At 61.1% G+C, this 22,739-nt stretch carries 24 protein-coding genes and 1 riboswitch; of the genes, 13 read left to right on the top strand and 11 right to left on the bottom strand.

Annotation, left to right across the window (positions count from 1 at the left end):
• The first annotated feature begins 7 nt into the window (after positions 1-7).
• Both ACQZ6J_RS20490 and ACQZ6J_RS20485 read left to right on the top strand, forming a co-directional pair.
• Complete coding sequence (locus tag ACQZ6J_RS20490) at positions 8-469, top strand: Lrp/AsnC family transcriptional regulator (RefSeq protein ID WP_163988722.1); 462 nt, start codon at positions 8-10, stop codon at positions 467-469.
• 133 nt (positions 470-602) lie between these two features.
• On the top strand, positions 603-869 hold the full coding sequence (locus tag ACQZ6J_RS20485) for a hypothetical protein (RefSeq protein WP_163988724.1): 267 nt from the start codon (positions 603-605) through the stop codon (positions 867-869).
• 46 nt (positions 870-915) lie between these two features.
• Here the strand turns inward: ACQZ6J_RS20485 and ACQZ6J_RS20480 are convergent, their stop codons facing one another.
• Positions 916-1,161, bottom strand: a complete 246-nt coding sequence (locus tag ACQZ6J_RS20480; protein WP_449085397.1) for a 4-oxalocrotonate tautomerase — start codon at positions 1,159-1,161, stop codon at positions 916-918.
• 54 nt (positions 1,162-1,215) lie between these two features.
• On the opposite strand from ACQZ6J_RS20480, the gene ACQZ6J_RS20475 reads away from it, so the two are divergent.
• Positions 1,216-2,100, top strand: coding sequence for a LysR family transcriptional regulator (locus tag ACQZ6J_RS20475; RefSeq protein WP_449085396.1), 885 nt, complete (start codon positions 1,216-1,218; stop codon positions 2,098-2,100).
• Between the two features lie 245 nt (positions 2,101-2,345).
• Here ACQZ6J_RS20475 and ACQZ6J_RS20470 read toward each other — a convergent pair whose 3' ends face one another.
• The gene (locus ACQZ6J_RS20470; protein WP_449085395.1) at positions 2,346-3,206 is read right to left on the bottom strand and encodes a LysR substrate-binding domain-containing protein; all 861 of its coding nucleotides are present in this window, start codon (positions 3,204-3,206) and stop codon (positions 2,346-2,348) included.
• A gap of 127 nt (positions 3,207-3,333) precedes the next feature.
• Here ACQZ6J_RS20470 and ACQZ6J_RS20465 point away from each other — a divergent pair, with 127 nt between their 5' ends.
• Positions 3,334-4,194, top strand: coding sequence for an urea carboxylase-associated family protein (locus ACQZ6J_RS20465; protein WP_449085394.1), 861 nt, complete (start codon positions 3,334-3,336; stop codon positions 4,192-4,194).
• A gap of 106 nt (positions 4,195-4,300) precedes the next feature.
• On the opposite strand, the gene ACQZ6J_RS20460 is transcribed toward ACQZ6J_RS20465, so the two are convergent.
• The 7 genes from ACQZ6J_RS20460 to ACQZ6J_RS20430 form a co-directional block, all read right to left on the bottom strand.
• Positions 4,301-4,660 (bottom strand): hypothetical protein, encoded by a 360-nt coding sequence (locus ACQZ6J_RS20460; RefSeq protein WP_163988735.1) that lies wholly within the window; start codon positions 4,658-4,660, stop codon positions 4,301-4,303.
• A gap of 161 nt (positions 4,661-4,821) precedes the next feature.
• The gene (locus ACQZ6J_RS20455) at positions 4,822-5,430 is read right to left on the bottom strand and encodes a thiamine phosphate synthase (protein ID WP_449085393.1); all 609 of its coding nucleotides are present in this window, start codon (positions 5,428-5,430) and stop codon (positions 4,822-4,824) included.
• Positions 5,427-6,200, bottom strand: coding sequence for a thiazole synthase (locus tag ACQZ6J_RS20450; protein WP_449085392.1), 774 nt, complete (start codon positions 6,198-6,200; stop codon positions 5,427-5,429). The genes ACQZ6J_RS20455 and ACQZ6J_RS20450 overlap by 4 nt, the downstream gene beginning before the upstream one ends.
• A gap of 3 nt (positions 6,201-6,203) precedes the next feature.
• On the bottom strand, positions 6,204-6,401 hold the full coding sequence (gene thiS, locus ACQZ6J_RS20445; protein ID WP_163988741.1) for a sulfur carrier protein ThiS: 198 nt from the start codon (positions 6,399-6,401) through the stop codon (positions 6,204-6,206).
• The gene (gene thiO, locus ACQZ6J_RS20440) at positions 6,392-7,372 is read right to left on the bottom strand and encodes a glycine oxidase ThiO (RefSeq protein ID WP_449085391.1); all 981 of its coding nucleotides are present in this window, start codon (positions 7,370-7,372) and stop codon (positions 6,392-6,394) included. Before thiO ends, thiS begins: the two co-directional genes overlap by 10 nt.
• A 1-nt stretch (position 7,373) precedes the next feature.
• Positions 7,374-9,200: a phosphomethylpyrimidine synthase ThiC gene (thiC, locus tag ACQZ6J_RS20435; protein ID WP_449085390.1), complete on the bottom strand. Its 1,827-nt coding sequence runs from the start codon at positions 9,198-9,200 to the stop codon at positions 7,374-7,376.
• A gap of 92 nt (positions 9,201-9,292) precedes the next feature.
• A riboswitch (TPP riboswitch) is annotated at positions 9,293-9,424 on the bottom strand.
• A 132-nt stretch (positions 9,425-9,556) separates the two neighbouring features.
• The gene (locus ACQZ6J_RS20430) at positions 9,557-10,300 is read right to left on the bottom strand and encodes a hypothetical protein (protein WP_449085389.1); all 744 of its coding nucleotides are present in this window, start codon (positions 10,298-10,300) and stop codon (positions 9,557-9,559) included.
• 549 nt (positions 10,301-10,849) lie between these two features.
• Here ACQZ6J_RS20430 and ACQZ6J_RS20425 point away from each other — a divergent pair.
• Complete coding sequence (locus tag ACQZ6J_RS20425; RefSeq protein WP_163988749.1) at positions 10,850-11,941, top strand: porin; 1,092 nt, start codon at positions 10,850-10,852, stop codon at positions 11,939-11,941.
• 209 nt (positions 11,942-12,150) lie between these two features.
• Here the strand turns inward: ACQZ6J_RS20425 and ACQZ6J_RS20420 are convergent, their stop codons facing one another.
• Complete coding sequence (locus ACQZ6J_RS20420) at positions 12,151-12,792, bottom strand: TetR family transcriptional regulator (RefSeq protein ID WP_163988751.1); 642 nt, start codon at positions 12,790-12,792, stop codon at positions 12,151-12,153.
• A 496-nt stretch (positions 12,793-13,288) separates the two neighbouring features.
• On the opposite strand from ACQZ6J_RS20420, the gene ACQZ6J_RS20415 reads away from it, so the two are divergent.
• From ACQZ6J_RS20415 to ACQZ6J_RS20390, 6 genes are all read left to right on the top strand, one after another.
• Positions 13,289-14,125: an EF-hand domain-containing protein gene (locus tag ACQZ6J_RS20415; RefSeq protein WP_449085388.1), complete on the top strand. Its 837-nt coding sequence runs from the start codon at positions 13,289-13,291 to the stop codon at positions 14,123-14,125.
• A gap of 354 nt (positions 14,126-14,479) precedes the next feature.
• Positions 14,480-15,052: an RNA polymerase sigma factor gene (locus tag ACQZ6J_RS20410; protein ID WP_163988755.1), complete on the top strand. Its 573-nt coding sequence runs from the start codon at positions 14,480-14,482 to the stop codon at positions 15,050-15,052.
• Positions 15,045-15,494, top strand: coding sequence for a hypothetical protein (locus ACQZ6J_RS20405; protein ID WP_449085387.1), 450 nt, complete (start codon positions 15,045-15,047; stop codon positions 15,492-15,494). Before ACQZ6J_RS20410 ends, ACQZ6J_RS20405 begins: the two co-directional genes overlap by 8 nt.
• Positions 15,491-15,940 (top strand): periplasmic heavy metal sensor, encoded by a 450-nt coding sequence (locus ACQZ6J_RS20400; RefSeq protein ID WP_449085386.1) that lies wholly within the window; start codon positions 15,491-15,493, stop codon positions 15,938-15,940. The genes ACQZ6J_RS20405 and ACQZ6J_RS20400 overlap by 4 nt, the downstream gene beginning before the upstream one ends.
• Positions 15,941-16,015: 75 nt before the next feature.
• A complete protein-coding gene (locus ACQZ6J_RS20395) occupies positions 16,016-17,524 on the top strand; it encodes a DUF1800 domain-containing protein (protein ID WP_449085385.1) in 1,509 nt (502 codons plus the stop codon).
• 2 nt (positions 17,525-17,526) lie between these two features.
• Positions 17,527-18,747, top strand: a complete 1,221-nt coding sequence (locus ACQZ6J_RS20390) for a DUF1501 domain-containing protein (RefSeq protein ID WP_449085384.1) — start codon at positions 17,527-17,529, stop codon at positions 18,745-18,747.
• Between the two features lie 19 nt (positions 18,748-18,766).
• Here the strand turns inward: ACQZ6J_RS20390 and ACQZ6J_RS20385 are convergent, their stop codons facing one another.
• Positions 18,767-19,663 (bottom strand): AraC family transcriptional regulator, encoded by an 897-nt coding sequence (locus ACQZ6J_RS20385; RefSeq protein ID WP_449085383.1) that lies wholly within the window; start codon positions 19,661-19,663, stop codon positions 18,767-18,769.
• A gap of 244 nt (positions 19,664-19,907) precedes the next feature.
• On the opposite strand from ACQZ6J_RS20385, the gene ACQZ6J_RS20380 reads away from it, so the two are divergent.
• Together ACQZ6J_RS20380 and ACQZ6J_RS20375 are read left to right on the top strand one after the other, a co-directional pair.
• On the top strand, positions 19,908-21,359 hold the full coding sequence (locus tag ACQZ6J_RS20380; RefSeq protein WP_449085382.1) for an aldehyde dehydrogenase: 1,452 nt from the start codon (positions 19,908-19,910) through the stop codon (positions 21,357-21,359).
• Between the two features lie 62 nt (positions 21,360-21,421).
• Positions 21,422-22,732, top strand: a complete 1,311-nt coding sequence (locus tag ACQZ6J_RS20375; RefSeq protein WP_449085381.1) for an ABC transporter substrate-binding protein — start codon at positions 21,422-21,424, stop codon at positions 22,730-22,732.
• Positions 22,733-22,739: the final 7 nt, after the last annotated feature.

Here is a 22,739-nt window from a genome sequence, read left to right as displayed (position 1 = left end):
TGCAAAAATGACCAAATCCAGTGAAATTGACCAGTTCGATCAAAAGATCCTCGACGCACTGGTCGAGGACGGACGCATGTCGATCACGGAACTTTCGGAGCGGGTCGGCCTTTCCAAGACGCCATGCCAGGCACGCCTGAAGAAGCTGATCGATTCCGGTTACATTGACGGCTTCAAGGCTATACTCAATCCGATCAAGCTTGGCCTGGATCACGTCGCCTTTGCCGAGGTGAAATTGACGGATACGCGCGAGGAAGCTTTGCTCAGCTTCAACAACGCCGTCAAGAAGATAAAGGAGATCGAAGAATGCCACATGATCGCGGGCCGTTTCGACTATCTTTTGAAGGTTCGGACCTCCGATATCCGCCGCTATCGCATCGTTCTTGGCGAAAAGATTTCCAGCCTGCCTTTCGTTGCCAGCACATCGACCAATGTGGTGATGCAGTCGGTCAAGGAAAGCTGGTCCTAGTGTCGATGTGACATGAAAACGTCAATCAACGCCTCTGAGCGCCGGTCATATGCCTCACTTCATCGCGCCGCCTAGATTTCGCCAACCGAATCAGATCATTGCGAAACGCTAAAATGAGCATGATGGAGTACGCATGGAGACCAATGTCAGCGACCACGACCTTGTCGAGGTCATGAAGCGGTACTTTGCGGTGAAGGCCGAAGTCGAAGAGGTGAAGTCGCGCCTGGAGGTGGCAAGGCGAGAGAGCGGCGAGGAGATCGGTGTGTTTTACAATCCGCGCACCAATCAGAACCATGCCGCCGATATCATCCGCTCCCACGCTCTCAAGCAGGAGATGGCGCGCCTGATGGATCGGGCAGAGGCCTGGGGGCGGCAAGGCCTCCTGCCGGACGAGGCCTGACGATCGAATAGGGACCGCCAGGCCGCGATCGTGAAATCGGGTTGCCTCAGCTATCCGATTTCAGTTTGCCCGCCGTTGCCCAGGACTCCTTCGAGATCTCGGTAATCACGATTTCCACCGATTCCGGCGGGCAGGCGAGTGTTTCCACGGCGGCCCTGGTCGCTTCGCGAACGAAGGCGCGCTTCTGATCCTGAGTGCGGCCGGGATGCATTTCCAAGCGCAAGATGGGCATGGTGTCTCCTTGAGGTATGTTGCCGGATGTTCGGCGCGACGGACTATCTTGCAAAACCATCGGGTGATAAATACGCTCACATTTACTTCATTCCGAACCCGTAGGTAGGTAATCGTGGACAAGTTGGCCGGCATGGCGATGTTCGTCAGAGTGGTTGAGCAGGGCAGCTTCGCCGCCGCCGCCGACATCAGCGATGTGTCGTCCGCCATGGTCGCCAAACATGTCAGGACGATCGAACAGCGGCTGGGCGCACGCCTGCTTCACCGCACGACACGCCGTCACCAGCTGACCGAGGTCGGCAAGCTCTACTACGAACGCTGCAAGACGGTACTGGCGGAGGTGGAGCTTGCCGAGCAATCGGCCTCCGAACTGCAATCCGCTCCGCGCGGACGCTTGCGGCTCGTCGCTCCCGTCAGTTTCGGAACGCAAAGCCTCGTGCCGGCGCTTGTCGACTATCTTCACCGGAATCTCGACGTCAGCGTCGATCTGGCGCTCGACAACAATCCGCATGATCTGATCGGCGAGGGCTACGAGCTCGGCATCCATATCGGCGCCCTGACGGACACCAATCTCGTGGCGCGTCCGCTAAAACCCTATCGACGCATTCTTGCGGCTTCGCCGGACTATCTCGATCGCTGCGGCAGACCGCAGGCCCCGGAGGATCTCGTCGATCACATGTGTCTCGGCCATTCCTATTGGCGCTTGCAGGGGCGCTGGCATCTCGTCGGCCCGGAGGGAGAGACCCGAGAGGTCGCGATAAAGGGCAGGTTCACCGCGAACCAGGGCGCAGCGCTGCGCGTTGCGGCATTGCATGGGGCCGGCATCGCGCTGCAGCCGGAGTTGCTGCTTGCCGCCGATCTCGATGCCGGCCGGCTGGAGCCGGTGTTGCCGCAATGGTCTTACAAGCCGACGCCGATGCATCTGGTCTATGCGCCGGATCGGCGCCCGACCGCGATGTTGCGCAGTGTCATCGACTTTCTCGTTGCCCGCTTCGGCTGAGGAAGGAGCCTCTGTCGCCCGCGTGAGACTTTGATCAGATCGGATCATCGCACGGGAGGGTGAGGGGATGAGACCAAGGTGGTGCCGAAGACCATTGCGGCAGGCATCGGCGCGGCAATGGTCGGGCGCGTGCCGAACGGCCGTGGCAATGTTTCGCCGAAAGCGGCGGAGAGGATATCCATCGCAGCCAGGCGGCCTGCCGGTCGCGCACCGCCTGGCCCCTCGCAAATCGCGGGCCTCACAGCTTACCTGCTGACGGAAACCAGCCAGTCGCGAAATATCTCCGCCTCGCGGGAAAGGCGGCTGGCCTGAAGCAGCCAATATGACTTGTCGGTATCCAATGGCGTGTCGAACAGAGTAACCAGCGTGCCATTCGCCAATTCCTCGGCAATGAGGGATGTCGGGCAGAGACCGATGCCCTGGCCGCCGATGACCGATCCGATCATCAAGCTGAAATCGGCAAAGATCGGCCCTGAATTTGCCGGTCGGGAAACACCCGCCAGCGCGAACCATCTTGCCCAGGACGCCGTCGTTTCGTCGTGCAGGAGATCGGCAGCAGCAAGGTCAGCGGGTTGATGCAGCGGACCGTGACGGCGTTCGTATTCCGCCGAACAGGTCGGCCGTGTCTCGGCAGACAGAAGCGAAACGGCGTTCACCGCCGGTCTCGGTCCGTGGCGGATCAGAAGATCGACGCCCGCCGCTTCGGGTGTGCGTGCATCCAGCGCGTAGACGATGTTGATGCGGATATCGGGATGGTCTTTGTGGAAGACGGGCAGGCGGGGTATCAGCCAGCGCGTGGCGACCGAGGCAATGCATGCCACGCTGACGGGTCGGTCGGGGCTATCGAGCCGTACTTGCCGCGCCGCGATTTCGATATGTCCCAGACTGGCTGTAACAGCCGCCCCAAATTCGCGGCCCGCCGTCGTCGCTGTGACGCCTCGCGCATGGCGGTTGAACAATGCCACGCCCAGCCAATTCTCCACGGCACGCACATGCTGGCTTATGGCGGCTGCCGTCAGATTGAGTTCGGCTGCCGCCTTGACAAAGCTCTCGTGACGGGCGGCGGCCTCAAAGGCGCGCAGCGAGGCAAGCGGAAGGTGTTGCATCGCTCAAGGCTAAGCAAGGCTTAGCCAAAGAGCAAGGATAATCGATGTTGTGCACCTGTCCCATATCCTTACATTGCTGGAAGGCCGCAAGGCTCGCTTCCAACTCGTTAAGGAATGTAAAGTCCTCATGAACAGCCTCTTTGATATGCCGGCTCCGGCCGATGCCGAGGAGCGGCGCCGCAAGCCGCCGGTCGTGGTCTATCCGAATGGAACGCTGCAGCCCGCCGATATGGATCTGCTTCATGCTGCCCGGCAGGGCATGGCCAAGGTAGACGAAGTCATCGTGCCGCCGCGCGAGGGTGGCAGCTTCCGGGTGCCGAAGGGGCATTTCTTTCGCATTGTCAGCGTCGAGGGGTCGCAGGTCGGCGACCTCAATCTGTGGAACGCCAAAGACCTTTCGGAACGGTTTTTCAGCGGCAAGACCCGCGCGCTGCACGCAACCCATGTCGGTGTCGGCGATCGGCTCTGGAGTACCTTGCCCTATCTTCGGCCGATGGCGACGATCACGCACGATACGCTCGGCTGGTACGGTTGGGATGCGGACGGAGCCGGCGTTCATGACGTGATCGGCACACGCTGCGACCCCTACACCAACAGGCTGCTGAAGGGGGACGACTATCACCAGTGCTGCCACTCCAATCTGTCGCGCGCCCTTGCAAAAGAAATGAACATTCCGGTCCAGGAGGCGGAGTTTCACGTTCATGATGTGCTGAACGTCTTCATGTGCACCGGCTTCACGCAGGACACACATCAATATTTCATGAAGGCAAGTCCTGTAAGGCCGGGCGATTTCATCGAATTTTTTGCGGAGGTCGATCTCCTTGGCGCTCTTTCGGCCTGCCCGGGCGGCGATTGCGGCAGCGAACATTCGAGCGATACGGTGCCTTGCTATCCGCTGAGGGTGGAGATCTGGCGTCCGGCGCCCGAACGTCTTGCCGGCTACGTTTTCCCTCAACGCAACGCCTATCCGCGCACGCACGGTTTATAATTCGACGGCGTGGCCGTTAAAAAAATTGCCGGCAGTCTGCGGCTGCCGGCAATTCCAAATCGTTTAGGAGGCTGATCGTCCGCCTAGGACGAACTCGGCCGGCGTCCTAGTTACAAACGCGAATGCGCTCGTAGTGCCAGCCATCGTCATACTGGTTTTGAACCGCGCGGTTCTCGAACCAGCATCTGGGCGGGGGCGGCGGAGGTGCGGCATAGACCGGACCGCCGCCGCCATTGGCTATAGCGCCGCCGATCAGGCCGCCGATGAGGCCAGCGGCAACGCCGCCGGCGATGACCCCGCCATTGCCATGGTGGTGATGACGACGCCAGTCGTCGTGGCCGCGCCAGTCGCCGCGATAGGGCGGGCGGCCGTCATATTGTTGTGCCTGCGCGAAGCTGGCGGGCGCCAGTGCGCCACCTACCACCGTCGCGGCCAACAAAACCGTAAGAACTGTTTTCTTTATCATGACTACCTCCAAAGCAGTCGTTCATGCTCAGCGAATGCGCGAGTCATTTAATCAACGTCTTAAGCATGATTATGTTCAGCTGAATATTTTATGAATGTGCCATTCATCGGGCAGCAGGTCCGGAATGCAGCCCAAGGTGCACGATATAGCGCCTGATTTCATCAGCCAGCCGGAGGTCGCGTTGCCTTGAGCCATTCGCGCGTCCGCGATTCGGGGTCGGTATTGCGAGTGATGTCGGTCACGACGGCGGCGATGTCGGCCCCTTGCTCGAATACGGCGCCCAGACGTTCGACGGTCAGTCCGCCAATCGCGACCAGCGGCATGTCGCCAACACGCGCTTTCCATTGGCCGATACGTTCCAGACCCTGCGGCGCCCACGGCATGGCTTTGAGAATGGTCGGATAGATGGGGCCGAGCGCTATGTAGTCTGGCTCGGCCGCAAGCGCGGTCGCCAATTCCGCTTCATCGTGCGTCGATAGCCCGAACCTCAATCCGGCCCGGCGAATGGCGCCGAAGTCCGCCGAAGCAAGATCTTCCTGGCCGAGATGGATGAAATCGCAATCCTCCTCGATTGCGAGTTGCCAATAGTCGTTGACGATCAACTGGCATCCGTGAGCAGCACAAACTGCCTTCGAAGCATTTATCTCCATGCGGATCTCCGGCGGCGTACGGTCCTTGATGCGCAGCTGCACCAGCTTGACGCCGAGCGGCACCAGCCTCCGGATCCAGGCGGCGCTATCGACGATCAGGTAGAAGGGATCGAGGGTCATGGGAAAACCGCCCTTCCGATGAGGGGCGTAGACGGCACGGCCATATCGCGCGGCTCCAGCATGCCTGCGGCAAATCCCTGTCTGCCGGCATCGATCGCCTTTGCGAAAGCTTCCGCCATCGACGCCGGATTGCCGGCACCGGCAACGGCCGTGTTGAGAAGCACGGCATCAAAGCCGAGTTCCATGACGGCGACCGCGTGGGACGGCCGGCCGATGCCGGCATCCACGATGAGCGGCACATCCGGGAAATGCGCCCTCATGGAGCGAAGTGCGGAAAGGTTGAGCGGACCTGCCGCCGATCCGATCGGTGCGCACCAGGGCATCAGGACCTTGCAGCCGGCGTCCAGCAGCCGTTCGGCGACGACGAGATCGTCCGTCGTATAGGGAAAGACCTCGAAGCCTTCGCCCGCAAGAATCCGGGCCGCCTCCACCAGCGCGAAGACATCGGGCTGCAAGGTATCGTGGTTGCCGATCACTTCGAGCTTGATCCAGTTGGTTCGAAACACCTCGCGCGCCATCTTCGCGGTCAGGACCGCTTCCGAAACTCCATGGCATCCGGCGGTATTGGGAAGAACATGGACGCCAAGTTCGCGGATCACGTCGAAGAATGCACCGCCGTTGCGGCCGCCGGCCGCTTCCCGGCGCAACGAGACCGTCACGATTTCGGTTTGGGAGCGCCGCACCGCGTCCGCCAGCACGGCGGGAGAAGGGTAGCGTGCCGTGCCGAGAAGCAGGTGGGACGCAATCTTGGTTCCGTAAAGGTCGAGCATGGGTCAGCCTCCCTGCATCGGCGTGAGGATCTCGATCCTGTCATTGTCGGCGAGCCTATGGTCGTCGCGCTCCTCGCGGTGGATGAGTTCGCCGTTGATGGCCGTTGCCAGCCATTCCCCCTCATAGTCGAGAGCGGCCAGAAGCTGCGAAAGTGTGGCGGCCTCGACGATTTGAGCTTCGCCATTGATGATCAGGCGCATGGGCGGTTCCTGTCGTTGTTGTGTCCGGAAAAGACGAGATCTGCTGCTTCGACAGCCATCGCCGGCGCCAGCAGGAAGCCATGGCGATAAAGGCCGTTGATCAGGACGGTTTTGTCCTCCCGCGTTACCCGTGGCAGATTGTCGGGAAAGGCAGGGCGAATGCCGGCGCCGGTTTCGACGACGGCGGCATCGGCAAAGGCTGGATGCAACGCGTAGGCGGCGTTCAGCAGCTCCATCAGCGAGCGGGCCGTGATCGGCCCTTGAAATTCCGTTTCGATCATTGTCGCGCCGACCATGAACAGGCCGTCGCCGCGCGGCACGATATAGACGGGAAAACGCGGATGCAGCAGGCGCACAGGCCTTGCAAGGGTGACCTCGTGCGTCTGCAGGCAGAGCATCTCGCCACGAACACCCCGCAGTGGCCGGTCTTGACCGATGCGGGCAGCTCCCGTGCAGTCGATGATCGCTTCGAATTCGGCTCCATCCGCTATCCCGTGGTCGAAGGCGACGCCCCTTGCCAGGAGATCGTCCTTCAATGACTGCAATATCTCCCGGGGATGGAGGTGTGCTTCCTGCGGAAAGAACAGGCCATGCCGGAAGCGACCGGCGAGCGACGGTTCGAGGGTGGCGATGTCGTGTTCGTCGACCCAACGATAGCCTGTCGTGCGGCTGGCGAAGCGTTTCACCTCGCTTTGGTCGCGGTTGGGCGCGACGACAAGCGTACCGTTGCGGACAATCTTGTCGGGCAGGATCGCTTCCCATCGATCGGCCGAATCGCGCCCGCGTTCCAGCACCGCCTCATCGGCGCTTTCCCGTTCGCACCAAGGCGCCAGCATGCCGCCTGCAAGCCACGAGGCGGCTCGGCTGAAATCCGGGCAGGGGTCCGAGATTGTCACCTCAGCGCCGCGCCGAAGCAGTTCGTGGGCCACGGCGAGGCCGGCAACGCCGGCCCCTTTGACGAGGATGCGCATATCACTCGGCCGGCTCTGCGGTGACGTCGATCGGCATGTAGAGGTCGCCGCCCTCGCGGTATTTTGCCGCCATCGCTTCCAGCCCCTCCTTTTGCGCCTCGGCGCGGATGTCATGCGAAATCCGCATGGAGCAGAATTTTGGGCCGCACATCGAGCAGAAATGCGCGACCTTGTGGGCTTCCTTCGGCAGGGTTTCGTCATGGAAGCTGCGGGCGGTATCGGGGTCGAGCGACAGGTTGAACTGGTCCTCCCAGCGGAATTCGAAGCGGGCACGCGACAATGCGTTGTCGCGGACTTGAGCGGCGGGGTGACCCTTGGCGAGATCGGCCGCGTGGGCGGCGATCTTGTAGGTGATGACACCCGTCTTGACGTCGTTGCGATCGGGCAGGCCGAGATGCTCCTTCGGGGTGACGTAGCAGAGCATGGCCGTACCGAACCAGCCGATCATCGCAGCGCCTATGCCAGAAGTGATATGATCGTAGCCCGGTGCGATATCGGTGGTCAGCGGCCCGAGCGTGTAGAAGGGCGCCTCGCCGCAGACGGCGAGCTGCTTGTCCATGTTCTCCTTGATCTTGTGCATCGGCACATGGCCGGGTCCTTCGATCATGACCTGGCAGTCTTTCGCCCAGGCGATCTTCGTCAGTTCGCCCAGTGTCTCGAGTTCGGCAAATTGCGCGGCGTCGTTCGCATCGGCGATCGACCCGGGGCGGAGACCGTCGCCGAGCGAGAAGGAAACGTCATAGGCGCGGCAGATATCGCAGATTTCCTCGAAATGCTCGTAGAGGAAGCTCTCGCGATGATGATGGAGACACCACTTGGCCATGATCGAGCCGCCGCGCGAGACGATGCCGGTGACGCGATTGACCGTCAGCGGGATGTAGTGCAGCCGGACGCCGGCATGGATGGTGAAATAATCGACGCCCTGTTCGGCCTGCTCGATCAGCGTGTCGCGGTAGACTTCCCAGGTGAGATCCTCGGCGATGCCGCTAACCTTCTCCAGCGCCTGATAAAGCGGCACGGTGCCGATCGGCAGTGGCGAATTGCGGATGATCCACTCGCGGATGTTATGAATGTTGCGGCCGGTCGATAGATCCATGACGGTATCGGCGCCCCAGCGTGCTGCCCAGACCATCTTCTCGACCTCCTCGGCCATGGAGGAAGTGACGGCGGAATTGCCGATATTGGCGTTGATCTTCACCAGGAAGTTACGGCCGATGATCATCGGCTCGCTTTCCGGATGATTGATGTTGGCCGGGATGATCGCGCGGCCGGCCGCGACCTCCTGACGCACGAATTCCGGGGTGACATGGTCGGGGATGTGAGCGCCAAAGCTCTCGCCGTCGCGGATCATGGTCTCGGCCTTCGCCTTGCGGCCGAGGTTCTCACGGATGGCGATGAATTCCATTTCCGGGGTGATGATGCCGGCGCGGGCATAGGCGAGCTGGGTCACGGCCTTGCCGTCTATGGCCCTCAGCGGCTGACGCTTGGCCGGAAAGTCCGGTGTCAGCCGCTCGCCGGTGACGAAGCCATTGTCCTCGGGGCGTACGTGGCGGCCCTCATAGATCTCGACGTCGCCGCGAGCGAGCACCCAGTCTCGGCGCAACTGCGGCAAGCCCTGCTCGATGCTGATATCCGCGCTTTCGACGGTGTAAGGGCCGGAGGAATCATAGACGATGACGGGCGGCTCGCCCGATGTGGGGTGAACGCTGATCTCGCGCATCGGTACGCGGATATCGGCATGGATGTCCCCGGGGGCGTAGATCTTCCGTGATGCCGGCATCGGGCCGGTGGTGACAGTCGGGGTGAGGTTCTTTGCGGCAATGGTCATGGTTTGAGGCTCCAAGTTGCGGTTGGAGACCCAGTCAATCAGCCGGAATGATGAAAAGACGCCGGCATGGAATCCACGCGGGAATCCGAAGCCTTCGAGCGCTCGCACCGTCCCTACGCCAGTATGAACTGGATCAGGTTCAACGGGTCACTGCGCCACAACAGGCAAAGCCTTATTGTCCAGCAGTATCTCAGCCCCTTGCCGGGACCCCCCTGGTGAATGACGGAAGGCTATGCTCTCCCGTCCGCTCCTGTCAACCCCGCAGCAAGCAGCGCAATTCCCCGGAGAATCGCGACTGCCATATATGCAAATGGCAACCTATGCGTGCTTTTGTAAAGCCGCGGCTTGACGCCGCCTCAGTAACGCGGCGCGGTATTGCCGACGAAGCGGTGAGGGCCGGTGTGGGATAGCTTGCTGGCGGTATCGAGCCAGATCTTGCCGCCCAGTGCACGCCAGCGACGGCAGAAGGCGAAATCTTCGCTGAGATAGAGGCCCGTCTCCTCCTCGATCATGCATTCAAACAGCGCGTATTGTGTGCCTGGCGATGGCTTCGTGCTCGGATAGGCATGAATGGCATTGTAGCGCAGCCCCGAGTAGGCCTCGGTCATCGCCTCGATGACCGCACGCTTGATGAGAAGCATACCAGTTCCGGCATAGACGGCACTGACAAAATCGCCGTCCCGTTCGGCGCTTTGGCCAACCAGAGGCGTGCCGACGTAATGAAGCGCGGCGGAAGCAAGCGAGGAGCCATCCTGAGAATTAGTGCGGGCGGCCGTGTTCCAATCGTAATCCTTGATCGGATACATCGCCGCGACGACATCCTTGTCGGCCGCCAGCAATCGCATCACCTGATCCGGTTCGAAGCTGATGTCGGCGTCGATAAACAGCATATGGGTGGCTGCGGTGTCGTTCAGAAAGGACGATACGAGCGTGTTGCGGCTGCGGGTAATCAAGGCGTCATTGCCAAGGAGAGCCAGCGTCAGCTGTATGCCGGCCTGCGCACCTGTCTGCATCAGGGAGAAGATGGATTGCATGTAATCCTTGGTCACGAGGCCGCCGAAGCAGGGAGTCGCTATGAAGATCAGGCGGTTCTCGTTCATTCGCAATGTGTCCCCTTCGATGGCGCGATTCGCCGAAATCTAGGGAGATTCGATATTTCTGTGTGTATCGATTTATTGAGTTTTGTTTCCCAACTTTGCTGCGGCGGCCAAACGATATTTGGCGGCTGACTGGCCGGGCGAACGCCTGTTGAAGCATTGGCGGCCATGGATCTGATGACATATTCCAGGCCATTGCCGGGATCGAACGCATCCGGGTTGCAGCCCATGTCGTCAGTTGCATTTAGGCAACAGCGCCCAAGTCTAACGCCAAAGCCCGTTTCATATAATTGACAAACATACGGCCTGTTTGTAAGTCAAAAGCAGGACATAATTTGTCTTACGGTCGAGCAGTCGGCCGGATCGGTAGGGGCATTTCAAAACCTTTGCCGCGGGGTCAATCATGGAGGTTCGAGGGGACTCAAGCCAACATCAGGTGCGTATTTGCCGGGCTGCCCGGTCACGTTTCAGACCGAACCGATCTTCGGGGCAGCATTTCCAGCTTTGTACTCGCGGTAAATTAGAAATGCATATTACAACCAGGAGTTTATAATGAACATCAAGAGCCTTCTTCTCGGCTCCGCTGCTGCGCTGGCAGCAGTATCCGGTGCCCACGCAGCTGACGCGATCGTTGCTGCTGAGCCCGAGCCGCTGGAATACGTCCGCATTTGCGACGCATACGGTGCTGGCTACTTCTTCATTCCGGGCACGGAAACCTGCCTCAAGATCGGCGGCCGCGTCCGTTCTGAAGGTGAATGGTACGATGCCTACAATCCGAACAGCAAGGTCGGCACGCTGTGGCACACCCGTGCCGAGCTGAACGTCGACACCGCGACCGACACCGAATACGGTCCGCTGAAGACCAACATGGTTCTGCGTTGGGACTGGAACGACGGCGGCTCCACCTCCACGAAGCTGCTGTTCGCAAACATCAGCCTCGGCGGCTTCACGGTTGGTAAGCTCGACTCGCAGTACAACCTGTATGTCGGTTACGCTGGCGACGTCATCAACGACGACGTGATCTATGACGGCCCGTACGAACTCAACCAGTTGACCTACAACTACGATGCAGGCAACGGCTTCACGGCTGTGATCTCGCTCGAAGACTCGAACTCCAGCGGCTCGGGCGCTTCCTATGGCGCTGGCTGGTGGTCGGACGACAAGTCCAACCATTACGCCCCTGACGTTGTTGCCGGTGCCGGCTTCAAGTCTGGCGCATGGGGCTTCAAGGTCGTCGGCGGTTATGACTCGATCGTCGAAGAAGGCGCGATCAAGGCTCGTGTAGACGCTGACTTCGGCGCATTCTCGGCCTTCTTGATGGGCGGCTGGAACACCGACGGCGACAAGCTCAACAAGTATGCAGGCACCAACCTCGATCGTTCCGCTTGCCCGGCTGATCGTCCGGCGCTGTGCGGCTGGGGCGACTGGGCTGTCTGGGGTGGCGTTGGCGTTCCGATCAACGAAAAGCTGAAGTGGAACCTCCAGCTCGCCTACACCGACTCGAAGATTTTTGCCGCTACCACGAACGTCAAGTGGAACCCGGTCAAGAACCTGCTCATCGAGCCGGAAGTCTCCTACACCAACTTCGATTCTGTAAACCAGGATCAGTGGGCTGGTATCCTGCGCTTCGAGCGTAGCTTCTAATCACAGAATTACCCGGCACCCTTGCCGGGTAAGAGAAGCCTGACGTTCCAATCCGTTGGGCTTCTTTCATCGATCGGTTGACCTCCGATCAAAGTAAAGGATCCGGCTTTCCCTCCGGATCCTTTTTTTATTTCCCAAGCAATCCGGGAAGGCGCCTGGCGCCTTCCGTTCGAAACTGCGTCGAGTCACATGGAGAAGGTGGCCGGACATCAGGCCGGGGAGACCGCCATTTCCTGGGTCTGTGCCAGCGGGAACCATGTCTTCAAGACCATCTTGATGAACATCTGACCGCAGGGAACAAGCTGGAAATTGCCCCTGTCGAGTGTCCATTCGCTGATCAGGCCGCCGATGACGGCGGTCAGCGAGGAAGCGGCCGTATCCGGCGTCCAGGGCGCCGGCAATTTCGTTTTCTCGTCCATCAGGGTGAAGATGCGTTCGAAGTGTTCGTGCATGTCGTGTCGGAAGGAGCTGGCGCGGCTCGTGGTGCCATCGCAAAACGCCATGTCGAGGTGCATCATCACTTTCAGCATGCTGCGCTTGCGTGGATCGCCCTGAACATCGTCGAATATCGCCGCTATCGTCTCTGCGATAAGATCGAGCGGATTGGGCGGCAATTCCCTGGACATCCGCTCCGCCAGTTCCTGAAACGGCTGCTGCGCCTCATCGCGGATTGCGAACATCAATCCCTGCTTGTTCTTGAAATGCCAGTGCACCGCGCCCCGTGTAACCCCGGCGGCGGCAGCTATCTCCTCCAGGCTGACATTTTCATAGCCCTTGTCGAGAAACAGAGCCTTTGCAGAGTGCAAGATCTCGCTCCTCGTTTCCGCCGCCTCCTCCTTAGTGCGCCTCATTCACGTCTCCACAGAAACCAATCTTCAAGCTGTGCCCCTCATTTTTGTTCTTGTTCCATCAGTGCCGCTCGTCACCGGGATCCCTTGTCCCATCGACGTTCAGCAGAGTGGTGATATTTATATACTCCCTAAAAATCGGGGAAGGAAATCGCAATAGGATGTGTTCGTCAAGCGCCTATAAGCCACGCGCAAGTTTCGGTGTGCAGTTTCGCTCCGTTGGGAAGTGAAAATCGAAAATGTGCAGATGCCAATGGAGCCATGATGGCGAGATGCATTGGCGGGGCGAGCCCGAGTTCGCCGGCACTGGAAACGACGCATTGATCAAGTTGGGGCGCAAAACGCGCTTGATCTCCAGCGTTCGCACCGCCATCCGCTCATATCGATGATCCAGGCCGGGTCTTCACCTTCTCCGGTGGGGCTCAGTGACAGTCGTGTTCAAAGTCGCATACGCGTAAGCCATTCGAGTTTCTCTCAACGCTCGTATCTGGAGGCCCCAATGACGAGCATCTCCTCGATTTCATCGAACAATTATTATCAGTATCCGACGTCGCGTTCGACAGCCTCGACCGACGATGATTCCATCTCATCGTTGTTGTCCGATAGCTCCTCCGGCAATTCTTCCGGCGCGAGCTCGTCATCTTCTTCGGACTCTTCGGACGACTCCTCGCAGATCGCGTCGGCGCAACAGCTGATCGCGCAACTGATGAACATCATCCTCAATCTGCAGGCCAACAGCGGCACCGACAGCTCGACCTCGAATTCGGACGATGACGGCAGCTCCGCCACATCGAGCACCCAGCAGGCGTCCGCGAGCGGTACTCAAAGCAGCAAGCAGAGCGACCTTATCAGCGCCATGGACACCAATGGCGACGGCAGTATCAGCGAGGCGGAGTTTGTGGCCGCACGGCCGGCCGACGTCAGCGAAACCCAGGCGCAGCAACTGTTCCAGAGCTTCGACAAGGGCAATACCGGCTCGCTCACCGAAGCGCAGCTTGGCAAAGCCATGCACGCGGGTCACCACGGCCATCACCAGTCGTCCGGGCAGTTGACGGATGACGAGCTTTCCAGTGCGTTTTCCTCGATGGATACGGATGGTGACGGCAATGTCAGCCAAGCCGAGTTCGTTGCCGCCCGTCCGGCCGATGTGAGCGAGGATCAGGCAACGGCGCTGTTCAACAGTCTCGATACGTCCGGCTCCGGCTCGTTGACGCAAAGCCAGTTCGAGGCGGCCATGAAGGGGCAGCAGGCACAGCAATCGCAGTTGCCTGATTTCGCCAGCTTCTATACCGCAAATGACCAGGATCAGACGACGAGCGATCTGTTGACGCTCTGACCGAATATGAGCTTTCGCATTTGACCATGCGAAGTGCCGGCAATCAGGACAAGAGCGCTTGGGGCCTCTGCGTCCGGGTGAGCCGGCTCTTTTCGTTCACTCGTCGGGACGGGCGTCAAGCCCGAAAAGAAAATCTGAAAATCCTTGGGTTCAGAGCGACGGAACTTGACGAGGGTATCGTTCAACGACTGTGAGCCTGTGTTTGATGTCGAAGGATGATACGCTGACCGAGATGCTGCGATCCGATGGGCGCCTCTTGCTCGAGTCGACGGTTGACCGATGGTTGCCAACCGAAAGCCTGGGACAGATGCGGGAAGCCCGTATCGTACGAAACCGCAACGGTGGCGACTGCCGATGAAATGGGATCGCGCCCCCAAGAGTGGCGACCCGGATGAGGATCTGCTCGGACGTATCGCCGCCGGCGACGCTCCGGCGATGCGTACCATGGTGGCGCGTCAGTTGCCGCGTATCGTGGCGGTCGCGACCCGCATGCTTGGCGATGCGACCGAGGCCGAGGATGTGGCGCAGGAGACGCTTTTACGGGTGTGGCGGCAGGCCGGCGGCTGGCGGCAGGGCAATGCCCGCTTCAGCACCTGGGTGCACCGGGTTGCGATCAATCTTTGCTACGACCGCCTGAGGCGGCGCAAGGACGTTTTGGCCGAGCATCCGCCCGAGATCGAATATGAAGGGCCGGCGCCGGATGCGGGCCTGCTGAGTGAAGACGATCCGTTCCGGCGTGTGGAGCGAGCCATGCAGATGATCGCGCCCCGGCAGCGGGAGGCAATCGTTCTGGTTTATTATCAGACACTGTCGAATGCCGAGGCGGCCGAGATCATGGATGTCAGCATCGATGCATTGGAGAGCTTGCTTGCGCGGGGAAGACGCGCGTTGCAACTGCTTTTGTTGAGGGAAGAGGGCGATGGTTGAGAATATCGCGGGTCCTATGAATGCCGAGAGATTCGAGACGCTGGTTGCTGCCTATGGAGGCGATATCGGTCGTTGGCCGCAGGCAGAGCGTGCGACCGCGCGGAATTTTGCAAGGAGCCCGGGCGCGTCCCAAGCGCTTGCGCGTGCAGCCGGCCTGGATGCGCTGCTCGACACCTATGTCGTCAAACACAGCGACGTCGGTCTGGAAGAGAAAGTTCTGGCAAAGCTCGCTCGCCGCCTGACGATCCGAAACTGGTTCCGCTTTGGCTCCGCCGGCATCGGCCTTGTCGGTGTCGGCATCGCCGGTGCGCTTGCCGGCAGCATCGCTATTGCCGTGCTGACGCCCGGCCTGACATCCGATACCTCGGTCGCCTCCGAGGGAACCGCAACCATGTTCGGCGATATCGGGCCGGACGCGGCCATAGTGCAGGATAGCCAATGACGGATCGCAGCTTTCGCATAGTGGTCATATCACTGCTCGTGCTCAACACGTTTCTGATCGGCGCGCTGGCCGGCGGTGGATTGACGTGGATCCGCAAGACGCAAATGCGTGCCGGCATGATGCCGCTCGCCGGCGAGCAATTGCCGTCGTTGCAGCGGAGGGCCCTGCGTGCGGCATTGAGCGAAGCGCGCAAGAACGAACACGAGACCATCCTCGAGGCGCAGCAGGCCAAGGTCGATGCCGCCTCGATCCTCGGTCAGCCGACTCTCAACGCGGAGGAGCTCGCCGCGGCGCTGGCGCGAGCCCGGAACGCTGATTTTGCGTTGCGCACAAAGCTTGAACAGCGCGCCGTCGATTTTGCCGCAACGCTCTCTTACGACGAGCGCCGTGCGCTTGCCGCAAGCCTGGTGCGGCGCATCGTACCGAGGACCGCTGCCACAAAATGATCATACTTGCCGAGCGACGGATCGGAAGGGCGCTCACGTTGAAGGAGTATGTTTGATGCAGGATTTGGCAGGAACATGGCTCAGCAATCGAATGATGTTAATGCCGCGCTCGCGCTTTCTCGATTTGGGCTAGGCGCAGACCATAACGGCATCGCACCAATCGCCTCGGATCCGCGCGGCGCATTGATGGAGGAGATCACGGAGCGCTTCGTTCCGATTCCGGTCGGGCCGCAGCTTCAGTCCACGGCCGATCTTCTGGTTTCTCTGTACGCATTCCAGCAACAGCGCAAAGAGGCGAGGCAACAACAGGCCGCAACCGCCGTCAACGCCATGCCGCGGGACATGCCGGCACAGGGACCGCGACAGCCATCGGCCCAGCCACCGGACACCATGACAGCTCCGCCGAGCAATGAGGCGATGGTTGTGGCGGTCGGCAAGGCGGTTGAGAGGGTGGAGAAGCCTTCGATACCCTATCTTCCTCAGGAGATCCTGCTGGCCGAGGTGGAGGCCCGCTTCAACGGCACCATCCGGCAGCCACTGATCGGCTTCGGCGAGCGGCTCGCCATGTTCTGGGCAAATCATTTTGCGGTTGCCGTGTCGAAGAGCGAGGAGGTTCATATCGCTGCCGGCGCCTTCGAGCGCGAAGCCATCCGGCCGCATGTCTTCGGTCGTTTCGCCGACATGCTGCTCGCCGTCGAGACGCATCCGGCGATGCTCGGCTATCTCGACAATCAGCAGTCGATCGGTCCCAATTCGAAAGCCAATGCCAATAAGAAGCGCGGTCTCAACGAGAATCTCGCCCGCGAGACGCTGGAACTGCATACGCTCGGCGTCAATGGTGGCTACACGCAGGCCGACGTGACGACGCTTGCCGGGATCATCACCGGCTGGACCGTAGCACGCGCCGACGGCAAGCTCGGTGCGTCCGGCACCTTCGTTTTCAACGCGGGTGCTCATGAACCCGGTGACAAGACGCTGCTCGGCCTGACCTATGCGGACAAGGGCGTCGAACAGGGGCGGGAAGCGTTGCGGGACCTTGCTCGCCACTCTGCCACCGCGCAACATATCGCCACCAAGCTCGTCCGGCATTTCGTCGCTGACATCCCGCCGCCTGCGCTTGTCCAGACTGTTGCTGCGACCTTCAGCAAGACGGACGGCGATTTATCGGCGGTCTATCGCGCCCTGGTCAGCTCCGAGGATGCGTGGAACCCGACGCTCTCAAAGGTTCGCTCACCCCTGGAATTCATGGCCGCACTTCTACGGGCAAGTGGCGAGACGCCGAAACCGAACGTCATCCTCGGCACCCTGACGGCGATGGGCCAGCCGTTCTGGGCGCCTGCCGGGCCCAACGGCTTTGCCGATACCGCCGACGCCTGGGCCTCCAGCGAGGGTCTCGGCATGCGCATGGATGTCGCCAACATGATCGCGAATGCGGTGCCGCCCCAGGTCGATCCGCGTCGTTTCGTCTCCGATTGCCTGGGGCCGCTTCTTTCAAGTGAAACGCTCCAAGCCGTATCGCGTGCCGAGACCCGCAAGCAAGGGCTGGTGATCGCTTATCTTTCCCCCGAATTCCAAAGGCGCTGACGATGACCTGTGAACTCATGACACCCACCCGTCGTGCCGTGCTGGGCGCTTCAGGCGCCCTGTTTGCCTGGGCCTTCATCCCGCGCTTTGCCCATGCCGCCGGTGGACGCGATCCGCGCTTCATCACCATCATCCTGCGCGGCGCGCTCGATGGCTTGACGGCGGTGCCCCCCGTTGGCGACCCCGATTATCAGATGCTGCGGCAGTCGATCGCCATGACCACAAGCGGCCCTAACGCCGCACTGCCGCTCGACAGCTTCTTTGCGCTCCATCCGTCGATGCCGAACTTTAACCGGCTCTATCGCGCAGGTCAGGCGGCAGTCGTGCATGCCAGCGCAACGCCTTATCGCGACCGGTCGCATTTCGACGGTCAGGACGTGCTGGAATCCGGCTATGAGACGCCAGGCCGTGTCGAGTCCGGCTGGCTGAACCGGATGCTGGAGGGGCTGCCCAAGGGCGACAAGGTTTCGCCCGCCGCATCGCAGATTCGCGGCTTGTCCGTTGGCGCAAATGCACCGCTCGTCATTCGCGGCAAGGCGCCGGTTCTGGGCTGGTCGCCATCCAACCTGCAGCCGGTCAGCGACGATCTGCCACCGCGCCTCATGGATCTCTACAATCACACCGACCCGCTGTTTGCGAAAATTCTTGCCGAGGGTATTTCGACCGGCAAGATCGCCGCCGGTCTCGACGTCAAGGCGCGGGGCGGCCCGGGCGATCCCACGGGCATGGAGCAGATGGCCAGAGGCGCGGCCCGTCTGCTGGCGCAGAACGATGGTCCCCGCGTCGCGGCACTTGCCTTCGAGGGATGGGACACCCATGCCGGCGAGGTGGATCGGCTGAACAAACTGCTTGTGGGTCTCGACAATTCGTTCGCTGCGTTCCAGCAGGAGCTCGGTTCCGCCTGGAAGGATACCGCGATCCTCGTTGCGACCGAATTCGGTCGCACGGCTCAGGTCAACGGTACGCAAGGCACGGACCACGGCACAGGAACGACCGCCTTTCTTGCCGGTGGCGCGATCAGGGGCGGCCGGGTGATTGCCGATTGGCCCGGTCTGAAACCGGCGCAATTGCGCGACGGCCGTGATCTTGCCGCCACCACGGACCTGCGCGCCGTCGTCAAGGGCATCGCGGTCGATCTGCTAGGCGCATCTTCCGTGGTCTTGGCGCGCGATGTCTTCCCCGGATCCGATCACGTCGTGCCGATGAAAGGGCTGATCGTCTGACCAGCTCCGATGCTTGACGTCAAGGCCAGTCGGCATAGCCTGATGACAAGGTGCTTTCGGCAACCTCGCTCTTGCGGGCGACGTTGCGATAGGCGGCCGGCGAAAAGCCGGTTTTCCTCTTGAAGAAGTGGCTGAAATAGGTGGGGTCGCGAAAGCCGAGCCCGTCCGAAATTTCCTGCACCGTACGGGCCGAGCGCTCCAATCGCAATTTTGCCTCCTGCACCACCCGTTCGTGCAGCAATTGCACTGGCGAGCGGCCAAGCGCGTTCCGGCAGATGGCATGCAGCCGGTCGGTGGTTACGCCGAGCTCGCGCGCATAGTCCGTCATCGGCCGATGCTGCCGGAACCAGGCTTCCACAAGCTGCCGATATCTCTGCAGGATCGATGCATTGCCGCCGCGTCCGCGCTGCTCTAAGGTCTCCGCGCCGCCGGCGCGCCAAAGCGCCATCAGGATCAGTCGCATATAGGCTGTAATCGCCATCCAGGAGGCGCGCGATGGGTCGTCCAGTTCGCGAACGAAGCCGGCTGTGAGCGGCTGTATCTCGTTAACCGCGTCGATATTCGGTTCGGCCATGAACCAGGCCTGCTCGCCGAATATCCTGAGCGCGTAGGATTCCGCCCGGTCGCCGATGGCATCGACCATGATCTGCGGTGAGGCGCCGACAAGGAAGCCGGCAGCCCCTGCCGCCATATGCAGCTCGCATCGCGATTGCGGCGGGAGGTAGGCGAGGGTCGGTCCCTGTAGGCTTCTCTCTTCCTCTGTATCCAGAACGAATGTCGCTTTACCCGCCTTCAACAGGAAGAGGTGATGAAACTGGGCGTAGAGACCTTTCTGAAAACGAATGGTGCGATGCGTCAGCGACGGCTCGCGCCATTCCCCACGAGCGTGAAGATGGATGCCGCTATCCGAAACCAATCCATCCTCCTTTGCATGACATGACCGGAGCGTGACATGATTGCCAGATATTTACAATATTAACCCAGAAAATCACATTCAAAGCCCGCTCCAACCGCGTAATCTCCTCTCATGGGCCTTTGGGAGGAGGTTTTCACACGGAACATATGTTTGGCGAGGCTGCATCCCGGCCGCGTCGATCCGTGCGCGCCTTTTCCCATTCAGATCGTTGCAGGCATGACCTGCCGGAGAGCGGATAATCGCCATGTTCATCGCGAAACTGCTGATCAATGACGAAGCACTTGATGCGTCGGATGCGTCGACATTCGAATGCATCGATCCCGCGACCGGCGATGTTGCAACCGTTGCGCCCGCGGCTTCCCTGGCCGATGCGGCATATGCTGCCAACGCGGCCGCCGCGGCATTTCCCATCTGGTCCGACATTGGGCCCAGCGAGCGACGGGCGCTTTTGAACAAGGCGGCCGATATTCTGACAGCCCGCACGGCCGAATTCGTCGAGACGATGGTTGGCGAAACCGGGGCGACCCCGCTCTGGGGCAGGATCAATTGTGGTCTTGCTGCCGATATCCTGCGGGAAGCAGGTGCCATGACGACGCAGGTTGCCGGCGAGATCATACCGTCCGGCGAGGCCGGACGCCTCGCCATGGCCGTTCGGCAGCCGGCCGGCGTCTGCCTGGGGATCGCGCCGTGGAATGCGCCGATCATCCTTGGCGTGCGCTCCATCGCCATGCCGCTTGCCTGCGGCAATGCGGTCATTCTCAAGGCCTCCGAGCTTTGTCCCAAGACCCACTGCCTGATCGGCGATGTCATGCGGGAGGCGGGATTTCCTCCCGGGGTCGTCAATGTCGTTACCAATGCGCCGAAGGATGCCGCCGCCATCGTCGAGGCGCTGATTGCGCATCCGGCGGTACGCCGGATCAATTTCACCGGCTCGACCCGCGTCGGGCGGCTGATCGCCGAAGCGTCCGCGCGCCATCTCAAGCACTGCCTTCTCGAGCTCGGCGGCAAGGCGCCGTTCATCGTACTCGCCGATGCGGATATTGACGAGGCGGTGCGGGCTGCCGCTTTCGGCGCCTTCATGAACCAGGGCCAGATCTGCATGTCGACGGAGCGGATCATCCTCATGGAGGCGGTCGCCGATGAATTCGTCGAGAAATTCAAGGCGAAAGCCCAGACGCTGATTGCCGGCAATCCACGCGACGGGAACACGCCGCTCGGAACGATGATTACGGCCGAAGCCGCAAGGCGCGTTCGCATGCTGGTCGAGGATGCCGCGCAGAAGGGTGCGCTCGTCGTTTGCGGCGGCCAGGCGCGCGGCACGCTGATCGACGCAACGATCATCGATCACGTCACGCCGGCCATGCGGATCTACCGCGAGGAGAGCTTCGGGCCGCTCGCGGCGATCATTCGCGTCGACAGCATCGACGAAGCGGTGACCGTCGCCAACGACAACGAATACGGCCTGTCGTCAGCCATTTTCAGCCGCGACATCAATCAGGCGCTCTCGGTGGCTCGGCGCATCGAGACGGGCATCTGCCACATCAATGAAGCGACCGTTGCGGACGAACCGCAGATGCCTTTTGGCGGTGTCAAATCGAGCGGCTACGGCCGGTTCGGCGGCAAGGCGGCGATCGATGAATTCACGGAGCTGCGCTGGGTCACGCTTGCCTCGGGCAGGCGCGACTATCCGATCTGAGCCGCGACGGATCATGAGGGAACACGGGGTAAGAGGACTCCGAGGAAGAGGGAGGAAATCGCATGACTGGTTTCAAAGAGCAGATTTTGAGTGCGGGATTGACGCGGCGTGACTTCATGACCGTGGCTGCGGCCGGCGCGACCGCATTGGCCTTGGGCGGGCGTGCAGCCTTTGCTGCCGACGACACGCTGAAGGTCGGCTTCATCAGCCCGCGCACGGGACCGCTCGGCGGCTTCGGCGAGACCGACGGCTATGTTCTCGATCTTGCGCGAAAGGCATTGGCGGGCGGACTCCAGGCTGGCGGCAAGACCTGGAAGGTCGAGATCGTCGACCGTGACACGCAGTCCGACCCGTCGCGAGCCGGCCAATTGGCAAAGGATCTGATCAACAATCAGGCCATTGATCTGATGCTGGTGGTGTCGACGCCGGAAACGATCAACCCGGTTGCCGACGCGTGCGAGGCGGCAGGCGTGCCCTGCCTGTCGACGGTCATGCCGTGGGAAGCCTGGTATTTCGGCCGCGGCGCGAAACCGGGTGCGCCATCCCCGTTCAAATGGACCTATCACTTCGGTTTCGGCGTCGGCGAATTCCTGAAGACATACGTCTCGCAATGGAACCTGATCGAGACCAACAAGAAGGTCGGGGTCATGTATCCGAACGATGCCGATGGCAACGCGATCCGCGCCAATCTGGCGCCGGCGCTTGCCAAGGCCGGCTTCACCATCGTCGATCCCGGCGCTTACGAGACGGGGACGACGGATTTCTCCTCGCAGATCGCGCTCTTCCGGCAGGAAGGCGTCGAGATCTTCAACAGCTTCCCGATCCCGCCCGACTTTGCGGCCTTCTGGCGACAGGCCGCACAGCAGGGCCTCATCCAGCAGATCAAGATCTGCCAGGTCGCCAAGACCGGGCTCTTCCCTTCCGACATCGAGGCGCTTGGCGATCTCGGTGTGAATATCGCCAGCGCTGCCTATTGGCACAAGGCCTTTCCCTACAAGTCGGCGCTGACAGGCGTATCCGGGCCCGAGCTTGCCGATGGCTACGAGGCGGCGAGCGGCAAGCAATGGACGCAACAGCTTGGCGCGAGCCTTTCGCTTCTCGACGCCGGCTTCGACGCGCTGAAGGCAGCGTCCGACGTCAAGAGCAAGGAGGCTGTCGCCAAGGCGCTGAGCACGCTGAAGACCACGACGATTGCCGGCAAGGTGGATTTCACCGCAGGCCCCGTCGCCAATGTCTCTCCCGGCCCGATCATCGGCACGCAATGGGTCAAGGCACCTTCCGGCTCGAAATTCGCGCTCGACTATGTCGTGACGGAAAACGCCACCGATCCGAACGTGCCTGTGGGGACCAAACTCATCGCTTACAACGGGTAAGGCTATC

It is taken from the genome of Rhizobium sp. A37_96, assembly GCF_053521765.1.
This window is presented reverse-complemented; position numbering and strand designations above follow the sequence as displayed.